This is a genomic window from Nonomuraea sp. NPDC049709, from assembly GCF_040674815.1.
In the GTDB taxonomy this organism is placed as follows: domain Bacteria; phylum Actinomycetota; class Actinomycetes; order Streptosporangiales; family Streptosporangiaceae; genus Nonomuraea.
The window spans coordinates 16,704-41,147 of the sequence record NZ_JBFANM010000094.1; the positions used below are offsets into that span (position 1 = coordinate 16,704).

The 24,444-nt window shown below is 71.9% G+C and carries 25 protein-coding genes and 1 pseudogene; 17 read left to right on the forward strand and 9 right to left on the reverse strand.

Features of this window, described 5'->3' with window-relative positions:
- Positions 1-14: 14 nt before the first annotated feature.
- Positions 15-443: a CBS domain-containing protein gene (locus AB0J69_RS52875; RefSeq protein WP_364134832.1), complete on the reverse strand. Its 429-nt coding sequence runs from the start codon at positions 441-443 to the stop codon at positions 15-17.
- A 138-nt stretch (positions 444-581) separates the two neighbouring features.
- Between AB0J69_RS52875 and AB0J69_RS52880 the strand changes: the two genes are divergently transcribed.
- The 9 genes from AB0J69_RS52880 to AB0J69_RS52920 all read left to right on the forward strand — a co-directional run bounded on the left by AB0J69_RS52880 (position 582) and on the right by AB0J69_RS52920 (position 10,239).
- Entirely contained in the window at positions 582-1,973 is a 1,392-nt protein-coding gene (locus AB0J69_RS52880; protein ID WP_364134835.1) for an aminopeptidase P family protein, read from the forward strand.
- A gap of 136 nt (positions 1,974-2,109) precedes the next feature.
- Positions 2,110-2,901 carry an ABC transporter permease gene (locus AB0J69_RS52885; RefSeq protein ID WP_364134837.1) on the forward strand — a complete coding sequence of 264 codons (792 nt, stop codon included), beginning with the start codon at positions 2,110-2,112 and terminating at the stop codon, positions 2,899-2,901.
- A complete protein-coding gene (locus AB0J69_RS52890; RefSeq protein WP_364134840.1) occupies positions 2,901-3,755 on the forward strand; it encodes an ABC transporter permease in 855 nt (284 codons plus the stop codon). Before AB0J69_RS52885 ends, AB0J69_RS52890 begins: the two co-directional genes overlap by 1 nt.
- 4 nt (positions 3,756-3,759) lie before the next feature.
- A complete protein-coding gene (locus tag AB0J69_RS52895) occupies positions 3,760-4,779 on the forward strand; it encodes an MlaD family protein (RefSeq protein ID WP_364134843.1) in 1,020 nt (339 codons plus the stop codon).
- Position 4,780: 1 nt separating this feature from the next.
- Complete coding sequence (locus tag AB0J69_RS52900; RefSeq protein ID WP_364134845.1) at positions 4,781-5,824, forward strand: MlaD family protein; 1,044 nt, start codon at positions 4,781-4,783, stop codon at positions 5,822-5,824.
- Positions 5,824-6,849, forward strand: coding sequence for an MlaD family protein (locus AB0J69_RS52905; protein WP_364134847.1), 1,026 nt, complete (start codon positions 5,824-5,826; stop codon positions 6,847-6,849). The genes AB0J69_RS52900 and AB0J69_RS52905 overlap by 1 nt, the downstream gene beginning before the upstream one ends.
- Positions 6,846-7,871 carry an MCE family protein gene (locus AB0J69_RS52910; RefSeq protein WP_364134850.1) on the forward strand — a complete coding sequence of 342 codons (1,026 nt, stop codon included), beginning with the start codon at positions 6,846-6,848 and terminating at the stop codon, positions 7,869-7,871. Before AB0J69_RS52905 ends, AB0J69_RS52910 begins: the two co-directional genes overlap by 4 nt.
- Positions 7,868-8,866 carry an MCE family protein gene (locus AB0J69_RS52915; protein ID WP_364134852.1) on the forward strand — a complete coding sequence of 333 codons (999 nt, stop codon included), beginning with the start codon at positions 7,868-7,870 and terminating at the stop codon, positions 8,864-8,866. The genes AB0J69_RS52910 and AB0J69_RS52915 overlap by 4 nt, the downstream gene beginning before the upstream one ends.
- Positions 8,863-10,239 carry an MCE family protein gene (locus AB0J69_RS52920; protein WP_364134854.1) on the forward strand — a complete coding sequence of 459 codons (1,377 nt, stop codon included), beginning with the start codon at positions 8,863-8,865 and terminating at the stop codon, positions 10,237-10,239. The genes AB0J69_RS52915 and AB0J69_RS52920 overlap by 4 nt, the downstream gene beginning before the upstream one ends.
- Positions 10,240-10,391: 152 nt before the next feature.
- On the opposite strand, the pseudogene AB0J69_RS52925 reads toward AB0J69_RS52920, so the two are convergent.
- Positions 10,392-10,481: pseudogene (locus AB0J69_RS52925) on the reverse strand (pentapeptide repeat-containing protein); the annotation flags it as partial.
- A 24-nt stretch (positions 10,482-10,505) separates the two neighbouring features.
- Here AB0J69_RS52925 and AB0J69_RS52930 point away from each other — a divergent pair.
- Together AB0J69_RS52930 and AB0J69_RS52935 are read left to right on the forward strand one after the other, a co-directional pair.
- Positions 10,506-11,273, forward strand: coding sequence for a hypothetical protein (locus AB0J69_RS52930; protein WP_364134857.1), 768 nt, complete (start codon positions 10,506-10,508; stop codon positions 11,271-11,273).
- A gap of 17 nt (positions 11,274-11,290) precedes the next feature.
- On the forward strand, positions 11,291-11,920 hold the full coding sequence (locus AB0J69_RS52935; RefSeq protein WP_364134860.1) for a 4'-phosphopantetheinyl transferase superfamily protein: 630 nt from the start codon (positions 11,291-11,293) through the stop codon (positions 11,918-11,920).
- Here the strand turns inward: AB0J69_RS52935 and AB0J69_RS52940 are convergent.
- The gene (locus AB0J69_RS52940) at positions 11,877-12,803 is read right to left on the reverse strand and encodes a cation diffusion facilitator family transporter (protein ID WP_364134862.1); all 927 of its coding nucleotides are present in this window, start codon (positions 12,801-12,803) and stop codon (positions 11,877-11,879) included. The genes AB0J69_RS52935 and AB0J69_RS52940 overlap by 44 nt on opposite strands.
- A 34-nt stretch (positions 12,804-12,837) precedes the next feature.
- Here AB0J69_RS52940 and AB0J69_RS52945 point away from each other — a divergent pair, with 34 nt between their 5' ends.
- The 3 genes from AB0J69_RS52945 to AB0J69_RS52955 are packed head-to-tail and all read left to right on the forward strand — an operon-like array spanning position 12,838 to position 15,906.
- Positions 12,838-13,296 carry a MarR family transcriptional regulator gene (locus tag AB0J69_RS52945; protein ID WP_364134865.1) on the forward strand — a complete coding sequence of 153 codons (459 nt, stop codon included), beginning with the start codon at positions 12,838-12,840 and terminating at the stop codon, positions 13,294-13,296.
- A 59-nt stretch (positions 13,297-13,355) separates the two neighbouring features.
- Positions 13,356-14,006, forward strand: coding sequence for an LppX_LprAFG lipoprotein (locus AB0J69_RS52950; RefSeq protein WP_364134868.1), 651 nt, complete (start codon positions 13,356-13,358; stop codon positions 14,004-14,006).
- A 10-nt stretch (positions 14,007-14,016) separates the two neighbouring features.
- The gene (locus AB0J69_RS52955) at positions 14,017-15,906 is read left to right on the forward strand and encodes an MFS transporter (protein ID WP_364134871.1); all 1,890 of its coding nucleotides are present in this window, start codon (positions 14,017-14,019) and stop codon (positions 15,904-15,906) included.
- Between the two features lie 179 nt (positions 15,907-16,085).
- Here AB0J69_RS52955 and aspS read toward each other — a convergent pair whose 3' ends face one another.
- The 5 genes from aspS to AB0J69_RS52980 all read right to left on the reverse strand — a co-directional run bounded on the left by aspS (position 16,086) and on the right by AB0J69_RS52980 (position 21,766).
- On the reverse strand, positions 16,086-17,348 hold the full coding sequence (gene aspS / locus AB0J69_RS52960) for an aspartate--tRNA(Asn) ligase (protein WP_364134873.1): 1,263 nt from the start codon (positions 17,346-17,348) through the stop codon (positions 16,086-16,088).
- A 295-nt stretch (positions 17,349-17,643) separates the two neighbouring features.
- Entirely contained in the window at positions 17,644-19,035 is a 1,392-nt protein-coding gene (gene der / locus AB0J69_RS52965; RefSeq protein WP_364134876.1) for a ribosome biogenesis GTPase Der, read from the reverse strand.
- 38 nt (positions 19,036-19,073) lie between these two features.
- On the reverse strand, positions 19,074-19,709 hold the full coding sequence (gene cmk, locus AB0J69_RS52970) for a (d)CMP kinase (RefSeq protein WP_364134897.1): 636 nt from the start codon (positions 19,707-19,709) through the stop codon (positions 19,074-19,076).
- 75 nt (positions 19,710-19,784) lie between these two features.
- On the reverse strand, positions 19,785-21,143 hold the full coding sequence (locus AB0J69_RS52975) for a carotenoid oxygenase family protein (RefSeq protein ID WP_364134879.1): 1,359 nt from the start codon (positions 21,141-21,143) through the stop codon (positions 19,785-19,787).
- A complete protein-coding gene (locus tag AB0J69_RS52980; RefSeq protein WP_364134881.1) occupies positions 21,140-21,766 on the reverse strand; it encodes a TetR/AcrR family transcriptional regulator in 627 nt (208 codons plus the stop codon). The genes AB0J69_RS52975 and AB0J69_RS52980 overlap by 4 nt, the downstream gene beginning before the upstream one ends.
- Positions 21,767-21,882: 116 nt before the next feature.
- On the opposite strand from AB0J69_RS52980, the gene AB0J69_RS52985 reads away from it, so the two are divergent.
- From AB0J69_RS52985 to AB0J69_RS52995, 3 genes are read left to right on the forward strand one after another with little or no spacing between them, the layout of a single operon-like run.
- The gene (locus AB0J69_RS52985) at positions 21,883-22,731 is read left to right on the forward strand and encodes a glycosyltransferase (protein WP_364134883.1); all 849 of its coding nucleotides are present in this window, start codon (positions 21,883-21,885) and stop codon (positions 22,729-22,731) included.
- Complete coding sequence (locus AB0J69_RS52990) at positions 22,724-23,620, forward strand: glycosyltransferase (protein ID WP_364134885.1); 897 nt, start codon at positions 22,724-22,726, stop codon at positions 23,618-23,620. The genes AB0J69_RS52985 and AB0J69_RS52990 overlap by 8 nt, the downstream gene beginning before the upstream one ends.
- A 20-nt stretch (positions 23,621-23,640) precedes the next feature.
- Entirely contained in the window at positions 23,641-23,835 is a 195-nt protein-coding gene (locus tag AB0J69_RS52995) for a DUF2795 domain-containing protein (protein WP_364134888.1), read from the forward strand.
- Between the two features lie 87 nt (positions 23,836-23,922).
- Here the strand turns inward: AB0J69_RS52995 and AB0J69_RS53000 are convergent.
- Positions 23,923-24,444: FAD-dependent oxidoreductase (locus AB0J69_RS53000; protein WP_364134891.1), on the reverse strand; the 522-nt coding region annotated here is incomplete at its 5' end.

Here is a 24,444-nt window from a genome sequence, read left to right on the forward strand (position 1 = left end):
GCGTGCCATCCCTGTCAACGGTGGAGGTAGTCGACGAGCGACGCCTTCTCCGTCTCCAGCTCCTCGATGGCGCTCTTGACCACGTCACCGATGCTCACGATGCCGACGAGCCGGCCGTTCTCCACGACGGGCATGTGCCGGAACCGCTGCGTGGTCATCGTCCGGCGCAGCGAGTCGACGTTCTCGCCCGGTCCGACCGTGGTGACCTCGGTGGTCATGATCGCCGAGACCGGCGAGTCGAGGATCGCGGCGCCGCGGTCGTGCAGGCGCCGCACGACGTCACGCTCGGAGACGATCCCCTCGATCGTGACCCCGTCGGAGGACACGACGACGGCCCCGATGTTGTGCTCGGCGAGCTGGGTGAGCAGCTCCCGTACGGTCGCTCCAGGCGCCACGGTCGTCACGCCACTGCCCTTGCCACGAAGGATCGTCCCGATGAGCATGTGCACCACCTCTGCCCTGAGTGTTCCAAGCCCTGCGTCAAGGCAAACAACCCTGTGGGGACCGCGTCAAGCGGTCACGTAGGCTGCTCCCGTACTTAATCCCATACAAAAACCGAAAATTCACTCAAGGACCGCCAAATGACCGAGCCGCTCAACACCGGAAGCCACGATCTGCCCGTCACGGACGAGCTCGCCGCGTTCATGCGCACCGGGTGGGCGGGGACCCGGACGGCTCAGGTGAGCGCGAAGCCGATCGCGCCGTGGGCGGCCAAGCGGCGGGCCGCGCTGGCGCAGCGTTTCCCCGGTGAGCGGCTGGTGATCCCGGCGGGCACGCTGAAGGTGCGCAGCAACGACAGCGACTACCGGTTCCGGCCGCACAGCGCGTACTCGTACCTGACGGGGGCGAGCGAGTCGGACGACGTGCTGGTGATCGAGCCGTCCGGCGAGGCGGTCCTGTACGTCCGGCCGCGCGCCCCGCGCGAGGAGGGCCAGGAGTTCTACCGCGACCGCCGCTACGGCGAGTTCTGGGCCGGTCCCCGGCCGGACCTGGCGGAGGCGGCGGAGCTGTACCAGGTGGAGTGCGCGCACATCCGCGACCTGGAGCTGGGCGGCCCGGCACGGGTGCTGCGCGGGGTCGACGCCACCGTGGACGCGCGGGTCCCCAGGGGCGCGGGCGACACGGAGCTGGAGTCGTTCCTGGCGGAGATGCGGCTGGTCAAGGACGAATGGGAGGTCGGCGAGCTGCAGTCGGCCGTGGACGCCACCGTGCGCGGCTTCGAGGACGTCGTGCGCGCGCTGCCGCAGGCGTTCGGGCACCCCCGGGGCGAGCGGTATCTGGAGGGCGTGTTCGGGCTGCGGTCACGGCTGGAGGGCAACGCCTCCGGTTACGACAGCATCGTGGCCTCGGGGGCGCACGCCTGCGTGCTGCACTGGATCCGCAACGACGGCGCGCTCGACCCCGCCGACCTGCTGCTCCTGGACGCGGGGGTGGAGGCGGACACGCTGTACACGGCCGACGTCACCCGCACGTTCCCCCTGTCGGGCCGGTTCAGCGCCGTGCAGCGGCAGGCGTACGAGCTGGTGTACGAGGCCCAGACGGCGGCCATCGCCACGCTCAGGCCGGGCGCCCGCTTCCGCGACTTCCACCTGGCGGCCATGCGCGTCATCTGCGACGGCCTGCGCGACTGGGGCCTGCTGAAGGACTCCACGGACACGCTCATGGAGACCGGCCTCTACCGGCGCTACACGCTGTGCAGCAGCGGCCACATGCTCGGCCTGGACGTGCACGACTGCGCGAAGTCGCGGGCGGAGGTCTACCTGGACGGCGTCCTGGAGGAGGGCAACGTGCTGACCGTGGAGCCGGGCCTGTACTTCCAGCCCGACGACCTGACGCTGCCGCGGGAGCTGCGCGGCATCGGCATCCGCATCGAGGACGACCTGGTGATCACCGCCGACGGGGCCACCCTGATGTCGTCCGGACTCCCCCGCCACCCGGACGAGATCGAGTCCTGGATGGGCGCCCTGTCGTAACGGACCGGTCACGTTTCGTGCCGGGCTGACAAGGTACGAGCCGGCTCTCATACCTTTTCCGCAAATTCCCACGGAAGCATGGCCTACTGGACAGCCCGTCAGTAGGGTTGCCAATCCGTAGGCGGCGGAGGTGGTGATGGCCTGGTCCGGGTACGTCGGGCGGCGGGCCGGCTCGGCGCTCGGCCAGGTCGGTGACCTGTTCGTCATCGTGCTGGAGGGCCTGCGCCGGAGCTGGGACGTCAGGCACTGGTGGTGGGAGTTCGTCGACCAGTGCTGGTTCCTCGCCCGCGTCACCAGCGTCCCGGTGCTGCTGGTCTCCCTGCCGCTGGGCGCCACCGTGGCCTTACAGGTGGGCGAGCTGGCCCGCCAGCTCGGCGCCGGCTCGGCCACCGGCAGCGCGGTCTTCGTCGGCCTGATCCGCGAGGTGGCGCCGCTGGCCAGCGCGCTGCTGATCGCCGGGGCCGGGGGCAGCGCGATGACCTCCGACATCGGCGCGCGCCACATCCGCGACGAGCTGAGCGCGATGGAGGTCATGTCGGTCAACCCGATCCATCGCCTGGTCACCCCGCGCATGTGGGCGGCCAGCACGATCGCGGTGTGCCTGTGCCCGCTGGTCATCCTGGCGGGCGCGACCGGCGGCTACTTCTTCAACGTGATCGTCCAGGGCGTCACCCCCGGCGCGTACTTCGAGGGGGCGCTGTCGCTGGTGGTGGCCTCCGACCTCTACGTCACGCTGTTCAAGGCGTGGATCTTCGGGTTCATCGCGGCGGGAGTGGCCTGCTACAAGGGCATGACGTGCGCGTCCAGCCCGGTCGGGGTGGGGCGGGCGGTCAACCAGGCGACCGTGGTGACGTTCATGCTGGTGTTCACGTTCAACTACGTCATCTCGGCCGTGTACTTCCTCGCCTACCCGCCGAGGTCGCTCTGATGGTGACGCGGACGGCCGGCCTCAGACTCGCCCTCAGGGGGCGGGACGTCGCCGAGCGGTTCGCCACGCTGGCCGACTGGCCGCTGTTCGTGTGGAAGGTGCTGTTCTACTCCGTACGCGACGTCGTGCTCCGGCTCAAGTACTTCAAGGTCGTCATCCGGCAGGTCAGCGACGTCGTGGTGGGCGTCGGCGCGACCGTCATCGGCGGCGGGATGATCTTCGTGGTGTTCACGATGGCGTTCGTCGTGGGCGCGACCGTGGGCCTGCAGGGCTACCAGGGGCTGCAGGCCATCGGCGCGGAGTCGTTCATGGGCCTGGTCGGCAGCTTCGCCAACGTCCGCGAGATCACCCCGATCATCGCGGCCACGGCGCTGGCGGCGCAGGTCGGCTCGTCGTTCACGGCGGAGCTGGGCGCGATGCGGATCTCGGAGGAGATCGACGCGCTGGAGGTGATGGGCATCAACGCCTTCACCTACCTGATCTGCACCCGGGTGGTGGCGGCGCTGCTGGCCCTGGTGCCGATCTATCTGATCGCGCTGTTCGCCAGCTTCTTCGCCACCCGGCTGATGTGCACCGTGCTGTTCGGGCTGGCGCCCGGGGTCTACGACTACTACTTCTACCTGTACCTACCGGTCAGCGACATCGCCTTCAGCGTCGCCAAGGTCGCCGTGTTCGCCTTCGCCGTCATCGTCATCCACTGCTTCCACGGCTTCCACGCCACGGGCGGGCCGGTGGGCGTGGGGGTGGCGGCGGGCCGGGCCATCCGCCAGTCGATCGTCACGATCGTGCTGCTCAACCTGTTGCTGTCGTACCTGTTCTGGGGCGCCGGCGGCAACATACCGCTGACGGGGTGAGCCGGTGGCCAGAGCAGATCTCTCCCTCGCCGCCCGCCTGGGCATCGCGCTCGCGTTGCTGGCGGTGCTCGCCGCGGCCGTCCTGTACGTCGTCCGCACCGCCACCGAGACCAGCGGCACCCGGATCGACGCCGTGTTCGGCCGCGCCGGGCAGGGCCTGGACACCAGTTCCCCGGTCAAGATCCGCGGCATCACGGTCGGCGACGTGACCGCCGTCGCGCTCGACGCCCGGGGCCGCGCCGTGGTCACCATGCACCTCGACCCCGGCGTACGGGTGCCCCGGACGGCGGTCGCGTCCGTGGAGCCGGCCTCGGTGTTCGGCCCCAAGTTCCTCGCCCTCGACCTGGGCTCCGGCGAGACCACCGGCCCCTACCTGACCTCCGGCGCCGTCATCACCGACACCCGCGACCCGCTCGACCTGTCCGACACGCTCGGCGACGCCTACCGCGGCCTGGACGCCGTCGATCCGCGCGAGGTCGCGGTCATCGTGCACACCGTGGCCAAGGGGCTCGACGGCCAGGGGGAGGACCTGCGCGAGCTGATCGGCGACGCCGGCACGGTCGTCGGCGTCGCGCACCGGCAGCGGGAGCGGGCCAGGCAGTTCCTGCGCGACGCCGCCCTCCTCGGCACGGCCCTGTCGGACAAGGGGGACGAGCTGGTCGCCATCTCCTCCGACGTCAACGTCATCACCCCCGACCTGCTCAAGCGGGCCGACAAGGTACGCGCCCTGCTCCAGGAGATCACCTCGATCTCCGGACAGGTGGCGCACGGCCTGGACAAGCACCGGGGGAACCTGCGGGCCGGCGTGCACTCCGGGGAGCGGGTGGCCGCGCTCATCTACGCCCAGCTCGGCCTGGCCGGCGACGGCGTACGCGGCCTGAACAAGCTGGTCGACCTGCTGAACGAGCTGATCGAGGCGCCCGGCCCCGGCAACAGCCGCCAGCTCCAGGTGGAGGCGTTCGTGGCCACCGACGTCTGCGAGCTGATCGTCGGCGCCTGCGGCCCGACCGACGGGAGGCGCTGACATGGAACGCGTCCGGCGCCGCTGGACCTTCGTCCGCTTCGCGTTGTTCGTCGGCGTCTGCGTGGCGCTGATCGTGGCGATCAGCGTGCAGATCGCCCGGGTCGGCACGGGCGGCGGGTACCGGCTGGTCGCGATGTTCGACGACGTGTCGGGGCTGGTCGAGGGCGACCAGGTCAAGATCGCCGGCGCGCCGGTCGGCCAGGTGGACACGATCAGGGTCGTGGACGGCCGGGCCGAGGTGACCATGGAGGTGCAGGACGCGGTCCGGGTCCCCACCGACACCGAGGCCGCCGTACGCTGGCGCAACGCCGTGGGCCAGCGGGTGATCTACCTGCTGCCCGGCACCGCCCCCGGCCGGCTGCCCCCGGGCTCGCGCATCACCCGCACCTCCTCCGTCGTGGACATCGGCGAGCTCGTCAGCGATCTCGGCCCGCTGACCCGCAGCCTGGACCCCGAGCAGATCAACCAGCTCCTCACCGCCGCCGCCAAGTCGCTCAAGGGCAACGACCGCAACATCCCCAGGCTGCTCGACAACGTCAACGCCATCACCACCACGGTCAACGACCGCAGGAAGACCATCGAGCAGCTCCTGGAGGACTACGCCACCGTCACCGGCGTGGTCGCCAAGCGCGACAAGCAGATCGAGCAGCTCGTCGACAACCTCGTCACGCTGACGGAGGCGTTCGCCGACAACCGGAAGCTGGTGGACGACGCGCTGGTGGAGCTGTCGGCGACCTTCCACACCTCCAACGAGGTGCTCGGCAAGAACGCCGACGAGCTCGGCGCGCTGGTGGACAACCTGTCGGGGCTGACCGGCGGCATCCGGCGCAACGTGAGCTCGATCGACCGGACCGTCAGCACGTTCCAGCCGCTGTTCGCGCGGGCGTACTCCAGCGTCAACCGCGGCCACTACTTCATCACCGCGGTCCCCTGCGTGGCGCTGAGCGCCGCGCCCTGCCCCTACGGGATGCAGACGCCGCCGCCGCTGCGCAACACCAGGGTGCAGAGCGAGAAGGACCTGCGGAAGCTGCTGGTGGGCCGGTGATGGCGCTCAAGTCGTTTCGCGACCGCAACAAGCACGCCGTCGGCCTGGTGTCGCTGGCCACGCTCGCGGTGATCCTCGTCGCCACGTTCCTGGTAGGCAACCTGGGGCTGCTGGAGGGCGGCTACACCATGTCGGGCGTGTTCGTGGACTCCGGCGGGCTGCGCACCGGCAACGACGTACGGGTCGCCGGGGTGCGGGTGGGCAAGGTCACCGAGGTACGCGCCGACTACAGCCAGGGCCACGTGGTCGTCACCTGGAAGGTGGACGACGGCGTGCGGCTCGGCCGCGGCACCCGCGCCGACATCGCCCTGTCCAACCTGCTCGGCGGCCGCTACGTCCGGCTCACCGGCCCGGTCTCGCCCCCGTACGTCGACCAGCTCCCCGAGGCCCAGCGGCGCGTCCCGGTGCAGCGGACCGGCGTGCCCACGCTGATCAACGACGCCGTCAAGGACGCGACCCGGCTGGTCGAGCGGCTGGACACCGAAGCCGTGGACGACCTGCTCGCGGAGCTCGGCAAGATGGACACCTTCAAGCGCGGCCGCGTCACCCGGCTGCTGGACAACATCGGCGACCTCTCCGACACCATCAGCAAGAGCGAGCCTCAGCTGCAGCGGCTGCTGGACAACGGCACCCGCGTCATGGACGTCCTGGAGAAGAAGGATCGGCAGCTCGGACGGCTGATCGACGCCCTCGAGGTCATGCTGAACGAGCTGCGCAGGCGCCGCACCGAGCTGCGCACGCTGCTCGGCGACGGCAGCGACCTCGTGCAGAGCACGACCCGGCTGATCGCCGAGCACGAGCGGACGCTCGTCCAGGTGCTCGACGACAACGCCGCCATCACCACGCGGCTCAGCGGCAGCAACGAGCGGCTGAACTCGCTGCTGGCCTGGGCGGGCCCGACGTTCGCCGGCCTGTCCACGATGGGCGGGCAGGGGCCGTGGCTGGAGGCCATCGCCACCGGCCTGGGGCCCATCAACCCGGAGGTGCTGGCCGCCATCGCCAAGGACAGGAAGAGCGACAGATGAGACGGCTCGTGGCGGTGTTGCTGGCAGGCGTCCTCCTGGCGTCCGGGTGCTCGGCGGTGGGGGCGGAGCCGTACCGGCTGGTGGCGATCTTCGGCAAGGCGCCCTCCCTGTACGAGGAGGCGCGGGTGAAGGTGATGGGGCTCGACGCCGGTTACGTGGAGCGGATCCGCATCATGGGCGACAAGGTACGGGCCGAGCTGCGGATCGACCGGCAGGTTCCGCTGCCGTCCCACGTCAAGGCCGTCGTCGCGCCGCAGAACACGCTCGGCGAGCGCAACGTCGTGCTCTATCCCCCGTGGAAACCGGGGCAGCAGCGGATCCGGTCGGGGGCCACCATCCCGCTGGAGCGCACCGACCTGCCGGTGGAGATCGACGACGCGCTCGACGCCTTCACCAAGCTGACCGACGCGCTCGACGACGACAAGCTGGGCGACGTGGCCGGCGACCTAGCCGACGGGGTCAGGGGACGGGGCAGGACGATCAACAACGCGATCGCCGACACCTCCGAGCTCACCGGCATCCTGGCCGAGCAGGACCAGCGGCTCATCGACCTGGCCAAGGGCCTGAACAAGCTGGCCACCAGCCTCAACGAGCGCGAGAGCCAGGTGACGGGCGCCATCGACGCCTTCTCCGAGGCCAGCGCGATCCTGGCGGAGGAGCGGCGGCGGCTGCGCGGCTTCGTCACCTCCATGGCGGGTTTCGTGCGGCGCGGCGACGTGCTCATCGAGCAGTACGCGCAGCGGCTCCCGCAGGCCGCGGGGACGCTGGCCGAGCTGGTGCTGACGGTCAGGGCCAACAGCGCGTCCGCGGCGCGGGCCGTCAAGGGCGCGGCCGACTTCGCCGACATCCTGATCGACTCCTGGGACCGGAAGCAGCACGTGCTCAAGATCCGCGTCGTGCTCAACGCCATGACCAGGGCGTGGCTGACCCCGCTGTTCGACGCGCTGAACCTGGGCGAGGTGCCGTGCCTGCCCGGCGGGCTCAGCAACTGCCCCTTCGCGCAGCGGGGAGGCCGGCGATGAGCGTACGGCTGCTGGCCGGGCTGGCGGCGCTGGCCGTGACGGCGTCGTGCTCGCTGCAGACGCTCGGCGCGACCACCGGCGACCTCACCCTGCACGCGGTCTTCGACGACGTGCAGAGCCTGGTGACCGGGCACAGCGTGCAGATCTCCGACGTACGCGTGGGCACCGTCACCGGCATCCGGCTGCAGGGCTACCGGGCCAGGGTGACGATGTCGATCCAGTCCGCGCACCGGGTGCCCGAGGGCAGCACGGCCACCGTGGCCAAGACGTCCGTGCTGGGCGAGAACTACGTCCAGCTCGCCCCGCCGGCGGGGCGGGACCTGGCCACGGGGCCGTACCTGAAGGACGGCGCCACGATCGCCGAGACGTCCGTCGAGCCGGACATCGAGCAGGTCACGGCGAAGGCCGGGCCGCTCATCGAGGCGCTCGGGGCGCAGGACGTGAACGCCATCCTGGACGCCGCCTCGACCGCGTTCGCCGGGCAGGGCGACGAGGTCAACCGGCTGATCAAGCAGACGGCGGAGGTCACCGACGCCTACGCGACCGCCCGCCGCGACCTCGGCACCAGCATCGACGCCCTGGCCCGGCTCGGGGACGACCTGGCCGAGGGCAGCGCCGAGCTGGACCGGCTGCCGGGCACACTGGCCTCGGCCACCGCGCGGCTCGCGCACGGGCGCAGGCATGTCAAGAAGGCCATCGTCGCGCTGACGAAGCTGGCCGAGGAGGCCAACCTCACCGTCTACCCGCGCCACGCCGCCCGCCTGCGGACGCTGCTGCGCGAGCTGGAGGCGATCTCGTCGTCCATGCAGCGGGGCAAGGAGGACCTGAAGGCGCTGGTGGCCAAGCTGCAGAAGTTCATCGACGCGCCGCCGATCACGGTGAACGGGCAGGTGCTGATCTACGTCTGGCTGAAGGGCGTGCTGCTGCCCGCCCGGGAGGATCCCGTACGCGACCGGGTGGAGGACTTCCGCCTGCTGCTGGAGCCGCCGCGATGAGACACCGGATCTACCTGAACCTGGGGTTCTTCGTGGTGCTGGGGATCGTCATGACGGTCTGGGCGTTCAGCACGATCATCCGGCTGGACGCCATCGAGCGGCCGTACCGCGTGTCGGCCGAGTTCGTCTCCTCGCCCGGGTTGATCCGGGGGTTCGACGTGGCGTACCTGGGTGTCCGGGTCGGCAAGATCGGCGACGTGCGGCTGGCGCCGGGCAAGATCGTCGTGGGCCTGGACATCGACCGGGAGATCCGGCTGCCGAAGGGCGTCACGGCCGAGGTGCGGCGCAGGTCGGCCATCGGGGAGCCGTACGTGGAGCTCTCGCCGCCCGCCACCGGTGCCGCCGGCGCCACGCTGGCGGCCGGCGACACGATCCCGCTGGCCAGGACGACCGTTCCGCTGGACTACAAGAAGCTGTTCGAAGGGGTCGGCAAGCTGCTGAACGCGGTGCCGCCCGAGGACGCCAAGACCATCGTGCACGAGCTGGCCGTGGCGCTGGACGGGCGGGCGCCCGCGATCAGGCGCATCGTCGACGACGCGCACACCCTGACCGGCACCCTCGCGGACAACGCCGAGGTGCTCGACGACCTGTCGGTGCAGCTCACCCGGCTCACGCACACGCTGGCCGGCAAGCGGGGGGAGCTGGCCTCGGGGATCACGGACCTGAGCACGGTGACGGCGGCGCTGCGGGAGTCCCGTACGGACCTGAACGCCTTCCTCGACCAGGGACCCGGCGTGTTCGCGCAGCTCGACGCGGCCGTCCGGGCGTCCAGGCCGGGGTTCTCGTGCCTGCTGACGGCGGCCGGGCTGCCGCACCAGCCGGTGTTCTCGGCGGCGACCGAGCGGAACGTGCACCACCTGCTGGGCATCGTGCCGACCGCGCTGAGCCTGGCCGACGACATCAGCGACCGGCGCGGGGGCACGGTGTACGGCAAGGCGGCGTTCGTCTTCAGCGTGCCCGGGGGGCCGACGCCCGCCGAGGAGTACGCCGGACCGGTCGGCCCGCCCTCGGTCCCCGCCCTCCGCACCTGCCCGGACCGCCCCGCTGACCACACCGCCGACCGCACCGCCGACCGCGATACTGACCGCACTGCCGACCGCCCCGCCGATCGTCCCGATGACCGCCGGACCGACGCGGCCCATCCCGGCGGCTCGCCCCGTCCGGCGGCGAAGGACACCCGCAGCCCCTCGGAGGAGACCCCGCAGGACACCGCGTCACCCACGGGCGTGGCCGCCACGCGCGCCGCGTCCGGTACCCCGCTGAACATCGCCCCGCTGATTGTCGCGATATTCCTCGCCGTGGTGGCGAGTGGTGGCATCGTGGGCTGGATCGCGGCGGGCCGGGCCGCCCGCCGCCGTGAGGAGTCGACATGACCACCAGGCAGCACCTCGCCACGCAGGCCCACCCCGCAACGCCACCACCCGAGACCACACCCTCGGACACCCCAGCGCCCGACACCGCACCACCCGATACCGCGCCCTCTGGCATCGCACCCTCGGGCACCACGCCCCCTGACACCGCATCCTCAGACACCGCATCCTCTGACGCCGCACCCTCGGAAGGTGCACCCTCGGAAGGTGCACCCTCGGAAGGTGCACCCTCGGAAGGTGCACCCTCGGAAGGCGCGCCGCCCGACGCCGTGCCGTCCGCCGACGGCACGCCCACCGTGGCGCCCGACGCCGGCTCCGCGTCGACGAGCGTGGAGCCGCCCGCCGACGCGGAGAAGAGCGCACGTCCAGCGGCGAGCACCGAGGGCGAGGGCTCCGAGGCCCCCACGGACACCGGCGCCGCCGCCGACGCCCCCAAGGACACCGGCTCTTCCGCAGGCCCCGAGGGCGAGCGGCCCCGGCGGGTCACCCGGGCCAAGGTTCTGGGGGCGCTGGCCGCGATGGTGGTGGCCGCCATCGCCGCCACCGCCGTGCTCCAGTGGCTGACCGCCGCCCAGGCCCAGGACGCCCGCGCCCGGCTGGAGTCCGAGCGCGCCCTGCGCATGGAGGTGTCCGGCGCGGCCGCCGCCTTCAGCCGGGCCCTGCTCAGCTACGACTACAAGGACCTCCAGACCACCCGCTCCGCCCTGGCCGCCCAGGCCACGGGCGACTTCCTGGCCACCTACGACGCCGCGTTCGGCGGCACCATGGCGCAGGTCATCGTCAAGCTCGAGGCCACCTCCCAGGCCACCGTGCGCGAGGTGTACCTGGCCGACGTGGACGAGGCCACGGCCCACGCCATCGTCGTCGTGGACCAGCAGGTGAACACTTCCGAGGCGATCCGCTCGGTCAAGGATTCCCACCTTAAGATCAGTCTTGTGAAGGAGAAGGGGAGCTGGAAGATCCATGACGTGACCGTGCTCGGCGCGGCCTCGGAGGATCAATACTCCCTCGACGGCGACGACAAGAAGAAGGACTGACGATCGGCTGCTTAGCGATGGGCGGACACCCGGACGAGGTGCGCGCCCCGTACGAATGGCTGACCGAGGTGGAGCAGGAGCGGGCCGCCCGCTTCCGGTTCGAGGAGGACCGGGTCTGCTTCATCGCCGCCCACCTCCTCGTACGTCTCTGCGCCGCCGCCGCCCTCGACGCGGACCCGGCGGAGCTGACGCTGCTGCAACACTGCGACGTGCACGGCCCCGGGCATGGCAGGCCGTACGTCGAGCAGGCCCCGAAGCTGGGCGTCAGCTTCAGCCACACGCGAGGCTACGTGTGCGCGGTGGCCGGCCCGGGCAAGGTGGGCGTGGACGCCGAGCACGTACGCCCGGGCCCGCTGGACACGATGCTGGCCGACCGGGTGCTCACCCCGCACGAGCGCGCGCTGGTCACCGGCAACGACGAGCTGATGCGCCACTGGACCCGCAAGGAGGCGCTGATCAAGCGCGGCGAGCTGACGCTCGACAAGCTCGGTCAGGGCGGCGACGACCTGACGGGACGGCATCTGCTGGAATGGAGCGCCGGGCCGGACATCAGGGTGGCGGTCGTCACCGACGTCCCCGCCGAGAGGGTGCCCATCCCGGAGGTCAGCGGCGGCGGGTCGGAGTCGGGTCGAGGAAGACCTGCCTGACCCCGCTGAAGCGCTCCCGCAGCCGCCGGTCCACCTCCTCGCAGGCGATCTCCACCCCGGCCGCGCTGGCCTGGTCCCTGAAGTCGATCTTCGCGGCGACCAGGATCGCGCCCGGCCCGATCATCATGGTGAGGAGCTCGACCACCTCCTCCACCTCGGGCTGGGCCATCAGCACGGCGCGGATGCCGGTCTCGATCCGTTGGGGCGCGGCCTGGCCGATGAGCAGCGACAGGTTCGACTGGATGAGAGTGAGCGCGACGACCAGCAGGAGCAGGCCGATCGCGACCGACGCGGCCCCGTCCCAGAGCGCCGAGCCGGTGAGCTGGGAGCCGATCAGCCCGGCGCCGGCGATCAGCAGGCCGACGAGGGCGGCGGCGTCCTCGAACAGCACGGCCTTCAGCGCGGTGTCGGAGGTGAGCCGCACCAGGCGTACGGGGTTGACGTCGTATCGCGCGGCCTCGCGGCGAAGCTGCGACATCGCCTTCGTGAACGAGATCGCCTCGATGACGAACGAGACGGCCAGCACGACGTAGGACGGGGTGAGGTTGGACAGCTCCTCCCCATGGCTGATCTCGTGCATGCCGTGGGTGATGGAGAACCCGGCCCCGCCCACCAGGGTCGCGACCGCCGCCATCATCGCCCAGACGAAGCCCGCCTTCCCGTACCCGAACGGATGCCGCCGGTCGGCGGGCTTGCCCGCGCGGCGGACCGCCACCAGCAGGAGGAGCTCGGTGACGGTGTCGGCGGCGGAGTGGGCCGCCTCCGACAGCATGGCGGCCGAGCCGCTGATGAGGCCGGCGACGAGCTTGGCCAGGGCGATGGTCAGGTTCGCCGCTCCGGCCACGAGCACGGTGCCCAGGCTCTCCCCCGACTTTTCCTCCATAGCGCACAACTGTATGTGCGCTAGATTGGGGATCATGAGCGCGCCTCGCTGGCTTTCTCCCGCCGAACAGCGTGCCTGGCGTACGCACCTGGCGCTGCACAAGCTGCTCATGCACCGGCTCGACCGCGAGCTGCAGGAGCACTCACTCTCGTTGAACGACTACGAGATCCTCGTCAACCTCTCCGAGAGCCAGGGACGGCGCATGCGGATGAGCGACCTGGCGGACGCGACGATCCAGTCGCGCAGCCGGCTGTCGCACCAGATCTCCCGCATGGAGGCCAAGGGCCTGGTGACCAGGGAAGACTGCCGTGACGACCGGCGGGGCACGTTCGCGGTGCTGACCGACGAGGGCTGGGACACGATCCAGCGGGTGGCGCCGTTCCACGTCGGGAGCGTGCGCGAGCACTTCGTCGACCGGCTCACCGACGACCAGCTCGAAGCGATCGAGGAGGCGTACGCGCCGCTCGTGGAGCACCTGAAGAAGCTGCGCTGACATCCAACCGATATCCGTGACGGCGCGCGGCGTTCACGGTCGATCGATACGATCCGGTCATGCTGAGAAAGCTCCTCGTCGTGGCTGTCCTCGCGCTGGCGTCGGCGTGCTCGTCCGGCGGTGGCGGGGCCGAGCTGCCCGCCGGGCCCGACCTGATGAAGAAGTCCTCCGAGGCCATGAAGGGCGTCAAGTCGGCCGGCTTCTCGATCACGACCGAGGGCAAGCCGAAGGTGCCGGTCAAGAAGGCCGACGGCCGGCTCACGGCGGAGGGGGACGCCGACGGCACGATCACGCTCGACGTGCTGGGCACCCTGCAGGAGGTCACCTTCGCCCTCATCGGTGACACCGTGCACTTCAAGGGCCCGACCGGCGGCTTCCAGCAGATGACGCGCGACCAGCTGGCGCAGTTCTACGACCCGTCGGTGATCCTGGAGCCCACCAAGGGCATCGCGCAACTGCTCGCCTCGGGCACCGATCCCAAGGTGGAGGGCGTGGAGAGCGGCTCCTACCGGGTCGCCACCACCTTCCCGGGCACCGTCGTCGGGCAGATCATCCCCGGCGTCACGCAGGGGGTGAACGGCAAGGTCTGGATCGACCAGGCCACCAGCCGGCTGACCAAGGCCAGCCTGCCGCTGCAGGACGGCACGGTGACGGTGTCGTTCAGCGACTACGACGCGCCGGTCACCATCACGCCGCCCGCCACCAAGTGAAGGCCGTCAAGTGAGGCGCACCCGCCGGGTGGTGCTCGGCGCGGGCGGCGCGGTGGTGCTGCTGGCCGCGCTGGACGCGTACGTGGTGGTGACGGTCCTGATCGACATCGCCGAGGACGTGGACATCCCGCTGAACCACCTCGAGCGCGCCACCCCGATCGTCACGGGCTTCCTGCTCGGGTACATCGCCGCGATGCCGCTGCTCGGCCAGCTCTCCGACCGGTACGGCCGGCGCCCGCTGATCCACGCCTGCCTGGCTGCGTTCGCGCTCGGCTCGGTGCTGACGGCGCTGGCGACCGGTGAGGTGATGGTGGTGGCCGGGCGTACCGTCCAGGGGGTGGCCGGGGGCGCGCTGCTGCCGATCACGATGGCCCTCATCGGGGACCTGTGGGAGCCGCGGGAACGCCCGGTGGCCCTCGGCGCGGTGGGGGCGGCGCAGGAGCTGGGGAGCGCGCTCGGGCCGCTGTACGGCGGGCTGCTGGCGCTGGTGCCCAGCACGGTGGTGGCGGGGATCGAGCTGGGGGAATGGCACGCGATCTTCTGGATCAACGTCCCCCTCGCCGCCCTGGCCGCCCTCGCAGTCCACTTCACCGTCCCGCCCCGCACCACCACCTCTCCGGCCGGCTCCGATACGCCAGGCCAGGCCCAGTCGGACGCAGCCACGGCGAACCCCCTCGGCACCAGCGCCACGTCCCCCAGCACGCCGAACACCGGCCAGGCGGGCACCGGCCAGGCGGGCACCGGCCAGACGGGCACCGGCCAGGCGAGCGCAGACCAGGCGGGCGCGGTGGCCGCGAGCAGCCCGCGCGCCACCTCCACCAGCGAGCCAGTCCCAGCCTCCGCCGATCAGGTGAGCGCCGCCCAGGCGGGCACCGGCCCGGCGAGCGTCGCAGACCCGACGAGCGCAGACCCGGCGAGCGTCGCAGACCTGGCGGGCGGGATGGCCGCGAGTCATCCGGATGCCGCAGCCGCGAGCGCGCCGGGCGCCACAGCCGTCAGCCGCAGGGGCGGGCGGGTGGACGTGGTCGGTGGGGCGTTACTGGCCCTGGCGCTCGGCCTCCTGGTCGTGGGCCTGTACAACCCCGACCCCGCCAGCTCCGTGCTCCCCCCATGGGGCCTGCCCGTGATCGCGGCCGGCGCGGTGACGGCCGCCGGCTTCGTCTGGTGGGAGATCCGCTCCCCCGTCCGCCTCCTCGACCTCACCGGCACCCGCAAGGGCCCGCTGCTCGCCACCCTGGCCGTCAGCTTCCTGGCCGGGGCGGCGCTCCTGGTCACCATGGTGTTCGTCCAGTTCACCGCCCAGACCCTGCTCGGCGAGGACGCGCTGGGGGCGTCGCTGGTCCTGGCCAGGTTCCTGGCGGCCCTCACCGTGGCCGCCCTGCTGGGCGGGCTCCTGGCGCGCCGGCTGGGCGACCGGGCGGTGGCGGTGGCGGGCATGGCGGTGGCGGCCGTCGGCTACTGGCTGATGAGCCGCTGGCCGCTCGACCTGGCCGGCGCGGGCCTCGTCATGGACGTCGACCTGGTGGTCGCCGGGCTGGGCCTCGGCCTGGTGATCGCCCCGGTGTCGTCGGCGGTGCTGCGCGTGAGCACGGCGGCCCAGCACGGCGTGGCGTCGGCGGCGGTCGTGGTGGCCAGGATGATGGGCATGCTGATCGGCATCGCGGCCGTGTCGGCCTGGGGCTTCTACCGGTTCCAGTCCCTGACCGCCCACCTGGACACGCCGCTGCCGTTCGGCGTGGACCCGGAGACGTATCAGCGGCGGCTGGCCGACTACACCGCGAAGGTGCAGGCCGCGCTGCACACCGAGTACACCGAGATGTTCCTCGTCACGGCGTTCATCTGCCTGCTCGGCGCGGCGGTCGCCCTCCTCATGCCGTCCCACGACGCCAAGCGCCGCTGACCGGGCGGCCCGAACGCGAGCGCGCCCAGGCGAGCCCGCCCGGCCGGCCCGCCCAGCGAGGCCGCCCGGTGAGGACGCCCACATGAGACGCCTCACCGGACGCGTCGATCCGTCGGGTTCCCGCGAGGCCGTCCGGGGGCCTCGCGGGGCTCAGCAAACGCGCGGAGCTCAGGAAAGGGTCATGGCGAGAGGCGGTGGAGGTCCCGGGGGAACGCGGTGGTCTGGCGGATGTTGGCCGCACCCGTCAGCCGCGCCGTCCACCGCTCCAGCCCCAGGGCGAACCCGCCGTGCGGCGGCATCCCGTACCGGAACGCCTGCAGGTAACCCTCGTACGCCTCCACCCCTTCGCCACGCGCGGCCAGCGCCCGCGCGTAGTCCTCGTACCGGTGCAGCCGCTGACCGCCCGTGACCAGCTCCATGCCCCGGAACAGCAGGTCGAAGCCGTTGGAGTAGCCGGGCCGCGCGGGGTCCGGGTGGGTGTAGAACGGCCGCTTGGACATCGGGTAACCGGTCACGAACAGGAACTCCGACCCGTGCTCCCGCTCCGCCCACTCCGACAGCCACCGCTCCTGCCAGGGCGACAGGTCGGGCTCGTCGGACGAGGTCAGCCGCTGCGCCTCGGCGAAGTGGACGGCCGGGATCTCGGCGGGCACCGGCGGCGGCACGGCGCCGAGGAGGTCGAGGGCGGAGGAGGCGCGGCGGCGTACGGACTCCAGCATGCCCGCCACCACCTCCCGCAGCACCGCCATCACGTCCCGGTGGTCGCCGACGAAGCCCAGCTCGGCGTCGAGGCTCGTGTACTGGGCCAGGTGCCGCACGGTGTCGTGCGGCTCGGCCCGGAAGACGGGCCCGACCTCGTAGACCCGCTCGAACACCCCGACCATCGCCTGCTTGTAGAACTGCGGCGACTGCGCCAGGTACGCGGGCCGGCCGAAGTAGTCGATGCCGAAGACGTTCGCGCCCGACTCGGTGGCCGAGCCGACGATCTTCGGCGTGTGGATCTCGGTGAAGCCGAGCCGGTCGAGCGTCTCGCGGAACCCGGCCACGCTCGCGGCCGAGATCTCCAGCGGCGCCCGCAGCAGCGGGTGCCGCAGCGCGACGGGCGCATGGTCGAGGACGGTCGGCAGTGCCGCCCCGACCACGGGCCGGTAGAGGTCGAACGGCGGCGCCACCTGGGGCTCCGCCAGGACTTCGACCTCCGGCGAGACCAGCTCGTAGCCGCCCGGCGCCTGCGGGCTGGCGGTCACGGTGCCGGTGACCTCGACGACGCTCTCCTCAGGAGGCAGGTCGCGCGCGGTCACCGCCTGGGCCAGGCCGGTACGGTCCCTGACGACGAGAAAGGACACGGATTTGAGTTGCCGGCGGCGATGGACCCAGCCGGCGATCGTCACTCGTTGCCCGGCGTGCTCAGCGAGCTCCGCCGACATGACACGAGAGATCATCACAGCTCCTCACGAGGAATTGCATGACCCCTTGGGAGTGCGGGGGAGAAGGGACTCCCGGTGCCACCGCACTTTCGCCGCCCCGGCACGGAGGCGGCCTCGACGACCCGATGACGGGGGTCAGACCGGCGGGGCATTTCCTCCCCGCACTCGGGAGTGTCTTCACCAGCGGGACACGGCGCCGCCTTCGCAGCTACCGGCGGCTCTCTGGGCCCGTGCGGGCCCGCTGGCTACTCGGCTCCGTCAACGCGTTGCCGTAGATCCTATGATCAGGCCCGGGGCAACGGCAAAACCATTACTTGTCCTTCTTGGGGCGCTTCTCCCTGATCTTCATCGTCACGTCGATGGGCGATCCGGCGAAGCCGAACTCCTCCCGGATCCGCCGCTCGATGAAGCGCCGGTAGGTGTCCTCCAGCCACCCCGAGGTGAACAGCACGAACTTGGGCGGCTCGACCGACGCCTGCGTGGCGAAGAGGATCTTCGGCTGCTTGCCGCCCCTCACCGGCGGGGGCGTCTGCTGCACCAGCTCGGTCAGGAACGCGTTGAGCCGGGCCGTGGGCACCCGCGTGGACCACGAGTCGAGCGCCTTCTCCAGCGCCGGGACCAGCCGGTCGAGGTGGCGCCCCGTCTTGGCGGAGATGTTGACGCGCAGCGCCCACGGGGTGCGGACGAGCTGCCGGTCGATCTCCTTCTCCAGGTAGTAGCGCCGGTCCTCGTCGACGAGGTCCCACTTGTTGAAGGCCACCACCATCGCCCGCCCGGACTCGATGACCAGGCCGATGATGCGCAGGTCCTGCTCGGTGAGCGGCTCGCTGGCGTCGATCAGCACGATCGCCACCTCGGTGCGCTCCAGCGCCGCCCGGGTGCGCATGGCGGCGTAGAAGTCGGCGCCCTGCAGCTCGCGGTCGCGCCGCCGGATGCCGGCGGTGTCCACGAAGCGCCAGGTGCGCCCGCCCAGCTCGATCAGCTCGTCCACCGGGTCGCGGGTGGTGCCCGCCATGGGGTCGACGAGCACCCGCTCCTCGCCGGCCAGCTTGTTGAGCAGGGAGGACTTGCCGACGTTGGGCTTGCCGAGCAGCGCGACGCGGGCGGGGCCGCGCTCGGCCCCGAACGTGACCTGCGGCGTCTCGGGCAGCGCGTCGAGCATCACGTCGAGCAGGTCGCCGCTGGAGCGCCCGTGCAGGGCGGAGACGGGGTACGGCTCGCCCAGCCCGAGCGCCCACAGCGCGGCGGCCTCCAGCTCGAGCTGCTGGTTGTCGACCTTGTTGGCGGCCAGGATGACCGGCTTGCCGGACTGCCGGAGCACCGAGCCCACGATCTCGTCGGCGTCGGTCGCGCCCACGGTCGCGTCCACGACGAACACGACCACGTCGGCCAGCTCGACGGCCACCTGGGCCTGCTCGGCGATGCGCAGGTTCATGCCGGTGGCGTCGGGGTCCCAGCCTCCGGTGTCGACCACGGTGAAGCGGCGGCCGCGCCAGTTGGCGTCGTAGGTGACGCGGTCGCGGGTGACCCCGGGCACGTCTTCCACGACGGCCTCGCGGCGGCCGATGATGCGGTTGACCAGCGTGGACTTGCCGACGTTGGGCCGCCCCACGATGGCGACGACCGGCAGCGGAACGCCGTGGTCGTGCTCGGTGATCTCGAGCTCGTCGAGGTCAGCCTCGACCCAATCCCCCGTTGTCACGATTTTTCATCCTTTGCGAGTACCGCACCGAGTTTGGCTCAGGTGCGCTCTTTGACCAGCCTCAGCACCTCCCCGATGACCTCTTCCAAGGTCAGCGGGGTCGTGTCGAGCTCGACGGCGCCAGCCGCCATCGAGAGTGGGTCCGTCTTACGTGTCGAGTCCAGGGTGTCACGCCGGGCCATGGCCGCCTGCTGGGCCTCCACCGTGGAGCCGGTCAGCTCGGCGCTGCGCCGGCGGGCACGGGCCTCCGCGCTGGCCGTCAGGTAGACCTTGACGGCCGCGTCGGGCCAGACGACCGTGCCGATGTCGCGGCCCTCGACCACGATGTCACCCTCGCCGATGATCTCCCGCTGCAGCGCGACGAGGCGCGTGCGCACCTCGGGAACGGCGGCGACGACCGAGACCGCGCCGGTGACCTCGCTCTCCCTGATCGGCCCCGCCACGTCCACGTCGTCGACGCGGATCGTCGGGCCGTCGGGGTCGGTGCCGGGGACGACGGCGGGCTCGGCGCAGCGGGCCGCGATCGCGTCGGGATCGGCCAGATCGACGCCCTGCCGGAGCATCCACCAGGTCATCGCGCGGTACATCGCCCCGGTGTCGAGGTAACGCAGGCCCAGCGCGCGGGCGACCCCGCGCGACACGCTCGACTTGCCCGACCCCGAAGGACCGTCCATGGCGACGACCAGACCGGTCACGGCCTCTCCCTCTTCACGTTGTCCACCCAACCTGAAGAGGCTACCGCCTCCGGCTCAGTCGGCGATCCAGCTTCCGTGGAAGCCGAGCGGCACCCGGGCGGGCAGGTGCACCGTGGCGAGCGGCTCGCCGGTGAAGTCCTGCGCGGGAAGGATCACCAGGTCGGCCGCTCCCCTGGCCGGGTTGTTGACGTACGACATCACGTAACCGTCGTCCTCGGCCTGCCCGGAGCCGACGAAGACGGGCTCGCCCACGTACGCCCCCCGCCCGAACTGCCGCGACTCCTGCGTCCCCCGCTCCAGGTCGTGCTTGATGAGCGTGTTGTCGAACGCCTCGTCGGGCAGGTCCTCCAGCTCGGTGGCCGGGCGGACGATCTCGTGCAGCTCGCGGGTGGCGGCGGTGTAGCCGTAGCGGTAGGACCGTCCGGTGCGGCGCTCGTCCATGCGCGGGAACTCCTGCGCGCGGTCGTCCAGCCGCGCCACCCCGACCCGGCCGGTGGCCAGGTTGACCCGCCACCGGTCGAGCGTGGGCGGGCCGCCGGCGTCGAGCCGGGCGTCCACGAACCCCTTCGGGTAGCTGACCACGTCCACGACCACCTCGTCGCCGTCGTCGTAGGCGTTGAGCGTGTGGAAGACCCAGCAGGACGGCGCCTCCACCCACCGCACGTCGCCCGTCTCGCGCGACATGAGCCCGAGCCTGGGCGCGTGCGCGTCGTTCCACGCGTACGGCAGCGACACCCCCTTCTCCGCGTGGGCCATGCTGAACGTGACCGGCAGGTCGTAGATCACCACGAACCGCTCGGTGAGCGCGAAGTCGTGCACCATCGGCGCGTCGGCGATCGGGATCCTCCTGACCTGCGTCACCTCGCCCTTGGGGTCGATGACGACGTGCTGGTGGTGGTCCCAGCCGAAGAAGTACGCCAGCGCGTGCAGCTCCCCGCTGACCGGGTCGAGGTGGGTGTGGGCGGCGTACCCGCCGGGCAGGCCGCCGTCGAAGTCGCAGGAGCCGATGGTGTCGAGCTCGTAACCCAGCTCGTACGGCAGCGCCCCCGCCTCCACGGTCGCGAACGTGCGCCCGGCCAGCCCGATGACGTGCGTGTTGGCCGCGAAGTCCATGCCCTCGTGCACGGGCCCCGGCCTGGCCGGCTCGCCGAGCCGCTCGGCGACGGCGGCGCTGCGCACCCAGCGGTTGCGGTACCACTCCGCGCGGCCGTCGCGCAGCCGCACCCCGTGCACCATGCCCTCGCCGAGGAACAGGTGGCCGGCGTTGGGGTCGTCGAGGCTGAGCGGGTTGGGGCCATTGCGCAGGTAGCGGCCGTTGAGCTCGGCCGGGATGCGGCCGGTGACCTCGAGGTCGAAGGCGGTGATCTCCTCGGCGACCGGGGCGAACCCGTTCTTGAAGGGGGTTGTGCTCATGGCGTGTCCCTCTCTTCTGGAGCCAGGAATGGGGTGAGCACCGAGGTGCACAGCAGGCGGTAGCGCCGCTCGGCCTCGGCCCGATCGAAATAACCCGAAATTTCCAGACTTACGGCGCCGTGCATGGCCATCCACAGCACGTCGGCGATCTCCACGGCCTCCGCGCCCCTCAGGCTGCCGGCCTCCAGGCAGGCCGCCACGCCACGTACCAGCAGCTGGAACGTCCTCTTGGACGCCCGCACCGCCTCCTCCCCCGGCCTGAACCCCGGCATCGCCCCCTGGAACATGACCCGGTAGTAGTCGGACTCGCTCAGCGCGTATTCCCGGTAGAGGGCCAGGCCCGCGTGCAGCCGCCGGAGCGTGTCGTCGTCCGGCGGCACGGCCAGCAGCCGCCGCTCGAACCGGGCGAACCCCTCCAGCCAGAGCGCCTCGCTGAGCCCGTCCTTCCCGCCGAAGAGCGTGTAGATCACCTTGGTCGAGCAGCCGACCTCGGCGGAGATCCGCCGCACGGTCAGCGCCTCCGGCCCCGCGCCGATGAGCAGCCGTTTGGCCGCGTCGAGGACGGCCGCCCTGACGGCCTCCTGCCCCTGCCGCTGGGCCTGCTGATAGGCGGTGATCGTCATCCAGTAACGCCGTTTCTTCCGGGTAACACTGTTACCCACCTTTCTACGCCCCTCCCACCGGCCCGTCAACGGCCTGCGGGAGGACTAAGAGCTGCCCGCCCGGTAAGTGACACGGTGTGAAGAACGGAGCCCGCGTCACGGTGGTCGTGGCGAGCAAGGACCGCCTTCGGGCGCTGACCCGCTCGCTCCCCCTGCACCCGCGCCCGGTGATCCTCGTGGACAACGGCTCCACCGACGGGACCGCCGTATTCGTCCGCCGCCACTTCCCCGACGTCCACGTGGTCGAGGCGGGCCGGAACCTGGGCGCCCCCGCCCGCAACATCGGCGTCCAGATGGCCGAGACGCCGTACGTGGCCTTCGCCGACGACGACTCCTGGTGGGCGCCGGACGCCCTGGAGCGGGCCGCCGACGTGCTGGACGCCTATCCCCGCCTGGCGGTGCTGGGCGCGCGCGTGCTGGTGGGCCCGGAGGAGCGGCTGGACCCGGTGTCGGAGCTGATGCGCGACTCCCCGCTCGGCGTCGAGCCGGACCTGCCGGGGCCGAGCGTGCTGGGGTTCCTGGCGTGTGGGGCGGTGGTGCGCAAGGAGGCGTTCCTGGAGGCGGGCGGGTTCGACGACGTGATCTTCTTCTTCGGCGAGGAGGAGCGGCTGGCCATGGACCTGGCCGCGAGGGGCTGGGGGCTGGCGTACGTGGACGACGTGGTGGCCCACCACCACCCCTCGCCGGCCCGGGACCCGCGCGGCAGGCAGGTGCTGGCCACCCGCAACGCCGTGCTCACAGCGGTGCTGCGCCGCCCGTGGCGGGTGGTGGCGCGACGCTCGTTCGAGGCGCTGCGCGGCGGGCCCGCGGGCTGGGAGGGGCTGCGTACCGCCGTGCGGCGGCTGCCGCGGGCGCTGGCCGAGCGGCGCGGGCTGCCGGTCTCGGTGGAGCGCGCGCGGCGCAGGCTGGAGCGTACCGGTGGCTGATCAGCGCGTGGGAGCCGTCGTGATCACCTGGAACCGGCGGGAGGAGGTCCTCACCTCGCTGGGCAGGCTGCTGGCGCTGCCGGAGCGGCCCCAGGTGGTGCTGGTGGACAACGGCTCGGACGACGGCACCGCTCAGGCCGTCGCGGCCGCCTATCCCGAGGTGGACGTGGTCGCGCTCGACGAGAACCTGGGTGCCGTGGGGCGGAACGTGGGGGTGGAGCGGCTGCGCACGCCGTACGTGGCCTTCGCCGACGACGACACCTGGTGGGCGCCGGGCTCGCTGGCCCGGGCCGCCGACGTGCTCGACGCGCATCCCCGGCTGGCCGTCGTCACGGCCCGCATCCTGGCCGAGCCGGGCGGGCGCGACGACCCGATCGTGGCCGAGCTGCGCGACTCCCCCGTACGCGGCCCCGCCTGGCTGCCCGGCCCCGCGCTCGGCAGCTTCCTGGCGGGCGCGTCGGTGCTGCGGCGGGAGGCGTTCCTGGAGTGCGGGGGCTTCGACCGGCGGCTGTGGCTGGGCGGCGAGGAGGAGCTGCTCGCCGTGGACCTGGCCACGGCCGGGTGGGAGCTGTGCTACCTGGCGGACCTGACCGTGCACCACCAGGCCTCCAAGCAGCGCGACGCGCACGCCAGGCGCCGGGTGGGGCTGCGGAACACGCTCTGGTTCACCTGGCTGCGGCGGCCGGTCCCGGCGGCGCTGCGGCGTACCCTGCGGCTGGCGGCGACCGTGCCGCGCGACCGCGTCTCGGCGCTGGCGGCCCTGGACGCCCTGCGCGGCCTGCCGTGGGTGCTGGCCGAGCGGCGGCGCGTGCCGCCGCGGGTGGAGGCCCGGCTGGCGAGTCTGGAGGCATCGCAGGCCAACTCGCGGGCGCGCCGTTACGTCTCGTGAACGCGGGGCAGCAGGCAGGTATGAGTACTGCACCCAACCCGATCGACCTGCAGAAGCACCTGAGCGGGGTCGACTACCCGGCCACCAAGGACGATCTGATCAAGGCAGCTCGCGAGCACAACGCGGGCAACGACATAGTCCAGGCCCTGGAGGCCATGCCCGACCGCCGCTACGACGGCCCGAACGCCGTCAGCGAGGCGGTCACGAAACGCTGATCCGTGGGGAGCACGGCGGGCGGGGCCACCGGTCCCGCCCGCCGCGCTGCCGCCCCGAGGCCTTCATGAGACCCGTCGTGAAGGCCCTCATGAAGGCAGGGCGCTCAGCGCGAACGCCCGCACGGGCACCAGCCCCCGCTTGAGCAGCCGGAACATCGGCATCGGGCTGCTGCTCACCGTCTCCTTGTAGAAGACGGCCGCCCGCCCGGTCAGGTACCACCTGCGCGGGCTGTCGTCCGGCCGGGTGAACTGGATGACCGCGTCCCCGCGTCCCAGGCTGACCGGCTGGTGGAAATATCCGAACTTGAAGGGCCTCGGCGTCTTCCCGCGCAACGTGTCGGCCAGCGAGTCGGCGGCGTGCAGGCCGGTGGGGATGCCGCCCTGGCAGGTGCCGTGCATGACGCCGAACTTCTGGCTGACGGCGGCGGCGTCGCCGACGGCGTACACGTCGGGGTGGGAGACCGAGCGCAGCGCGGAGTCCACCACGATCCGGTCGCGGGCGTCGACGCTCAGCCCCGACCCGGCGGCCACGGGCAGCCCCCGGGTGCCGGTGGTCCAGAGCGTGGCGTCGGAGTGGACGAGCTCGCCCGCGGCGGGCGCGACGCCCGC

Bases quoted from the DNA above. Each gene is read 5' to 3' on its own strand.
- AB0J69_RS52890 (WP_364134840.1), top strand. From the start codon at position 2,901: ATGGTGACGCGGACGGCCGGCCTCAGACTCGCCCTCAGGGGGCGGGAC.
- AB0J69_RS52875 (WP_364134832.1), bottom strand. From the start codon at position 443: ATGCTCATCGGGACGATCCTTCGTGGCAAGGGCAGTGGCGTGACGACC.
- AB0J69_RS52915 (WP_364134852.1), top strand. From the start codon at position 7,868: ATGAGCGTACGGCTGCTGGCCGGGCTGGCGGCGCTGGCCGTGACGGCG.
- AB0J69_RS52905 (WP_364134847.1), top strand. From the start codon at position 5,824: ATGGCGCTCAAGTCGTTTCGCGACCGCAACAAGCACGCCGTCGGCCTG.
- AB0J69_RS52980 (WP_364134881.1), bottom strand. From the start codon at position 21,766: ATGACGATCACCGCCTATCAGCAGGCCCAGCGGCAGGGGCAGGAGGCC.
- AB0J69_RS52885 (WP_364134837.1), top strand. From the start codon at position 2,110: ATGGCCTGGTCCGGGTACGTCGGGCGGCGGGCCGGCTCGGCGCTCGGC.
- AB0J69_RS52900 (WP_364134845.1), top strand. From the start codon at position 4,781: ATGGAACGCGTCCGGCGCCGCTGGACCTTCGTCCGCTTCGCGTTGTTC.
- AB0J69_RS52910 (WP_364134850.1), top strand. From the start codon at position 6,846: ATGAGACGGCTCGTGGCGGTGTTGCTGGCAGGCGTCCTCCTGGCGTCC.
- AB0J69_RS52940 (WP_364134862.1), bottom strand. From the start codon at position 12,803: ATGGAGGAAAAGTCGGGGGAGAGCCTGGGCACCGTGCTCGTGGCCGGA.
- AB0J69_RS52995 (WP_364134888.1), top strand. From the start codon at position 23,641: ATGAGTACTGCACCCAACCCGATCGACCTGCAGAAGCACCTGAGCGGG.
- cmk (WP_364134897.1), bottom strand. From the start codon at position 19,709: ATGGACGGTCCTTCGGGGTCGGGCAAGTCGAGCGTGTCGCGCGGGGTC.
- AB0J69_RS52935 (WP_364134860.1), top strand. From the start codon at position 11,291: ATGGGCGGACACCCGGACGAGGTGCGCGCCCCGTACGAATGGCTGACC.
- aspS (WP_364134873.1), bottom strand. From the start codon at position 17,348: ATGATCTCTCGTGTCATGTCGGCGGAGCTCGCTGAGCACGCCGGGCAA.
- AB0J69_RS52950 (WP_364134868.1), top strand. From the start codon at position 13,356: ATGCTGAGAAAGCTCCTCGTCGTGGCTGTCCTCGCGCTGGCGTCGGCG.
- AB0J69_RS52945 (WP_364134865.1), top strand. From the start codon at position 12,838: ATGAGCGCGCCTCGCTGGCTTTCTCCCGCCGAACAGCGTGCCTGGCGT.
- AB0J69_RS52920 (WP_364134854.1), top strand. From the start codon at position 8,863: ATGAGACACCGGATCTACCTGAACCTGGGGTTCTTCGTGGTGCTGGGG.
- AB0J69_RS52880 (WP_364134835.1), top strand. From the start codon at position 582: ATGACCGAGCCGCTCAACACCGGAAGCCACGATCTGCCCGTCACGGAC.
- AB0J69_RS52975 (WP_364134879.1), bottom strand. From the start codon at position 21,143: ATGAGCACAACCCCCTTCAAGAACGGGTTCGCCCCGGTCGCCGAGGAG.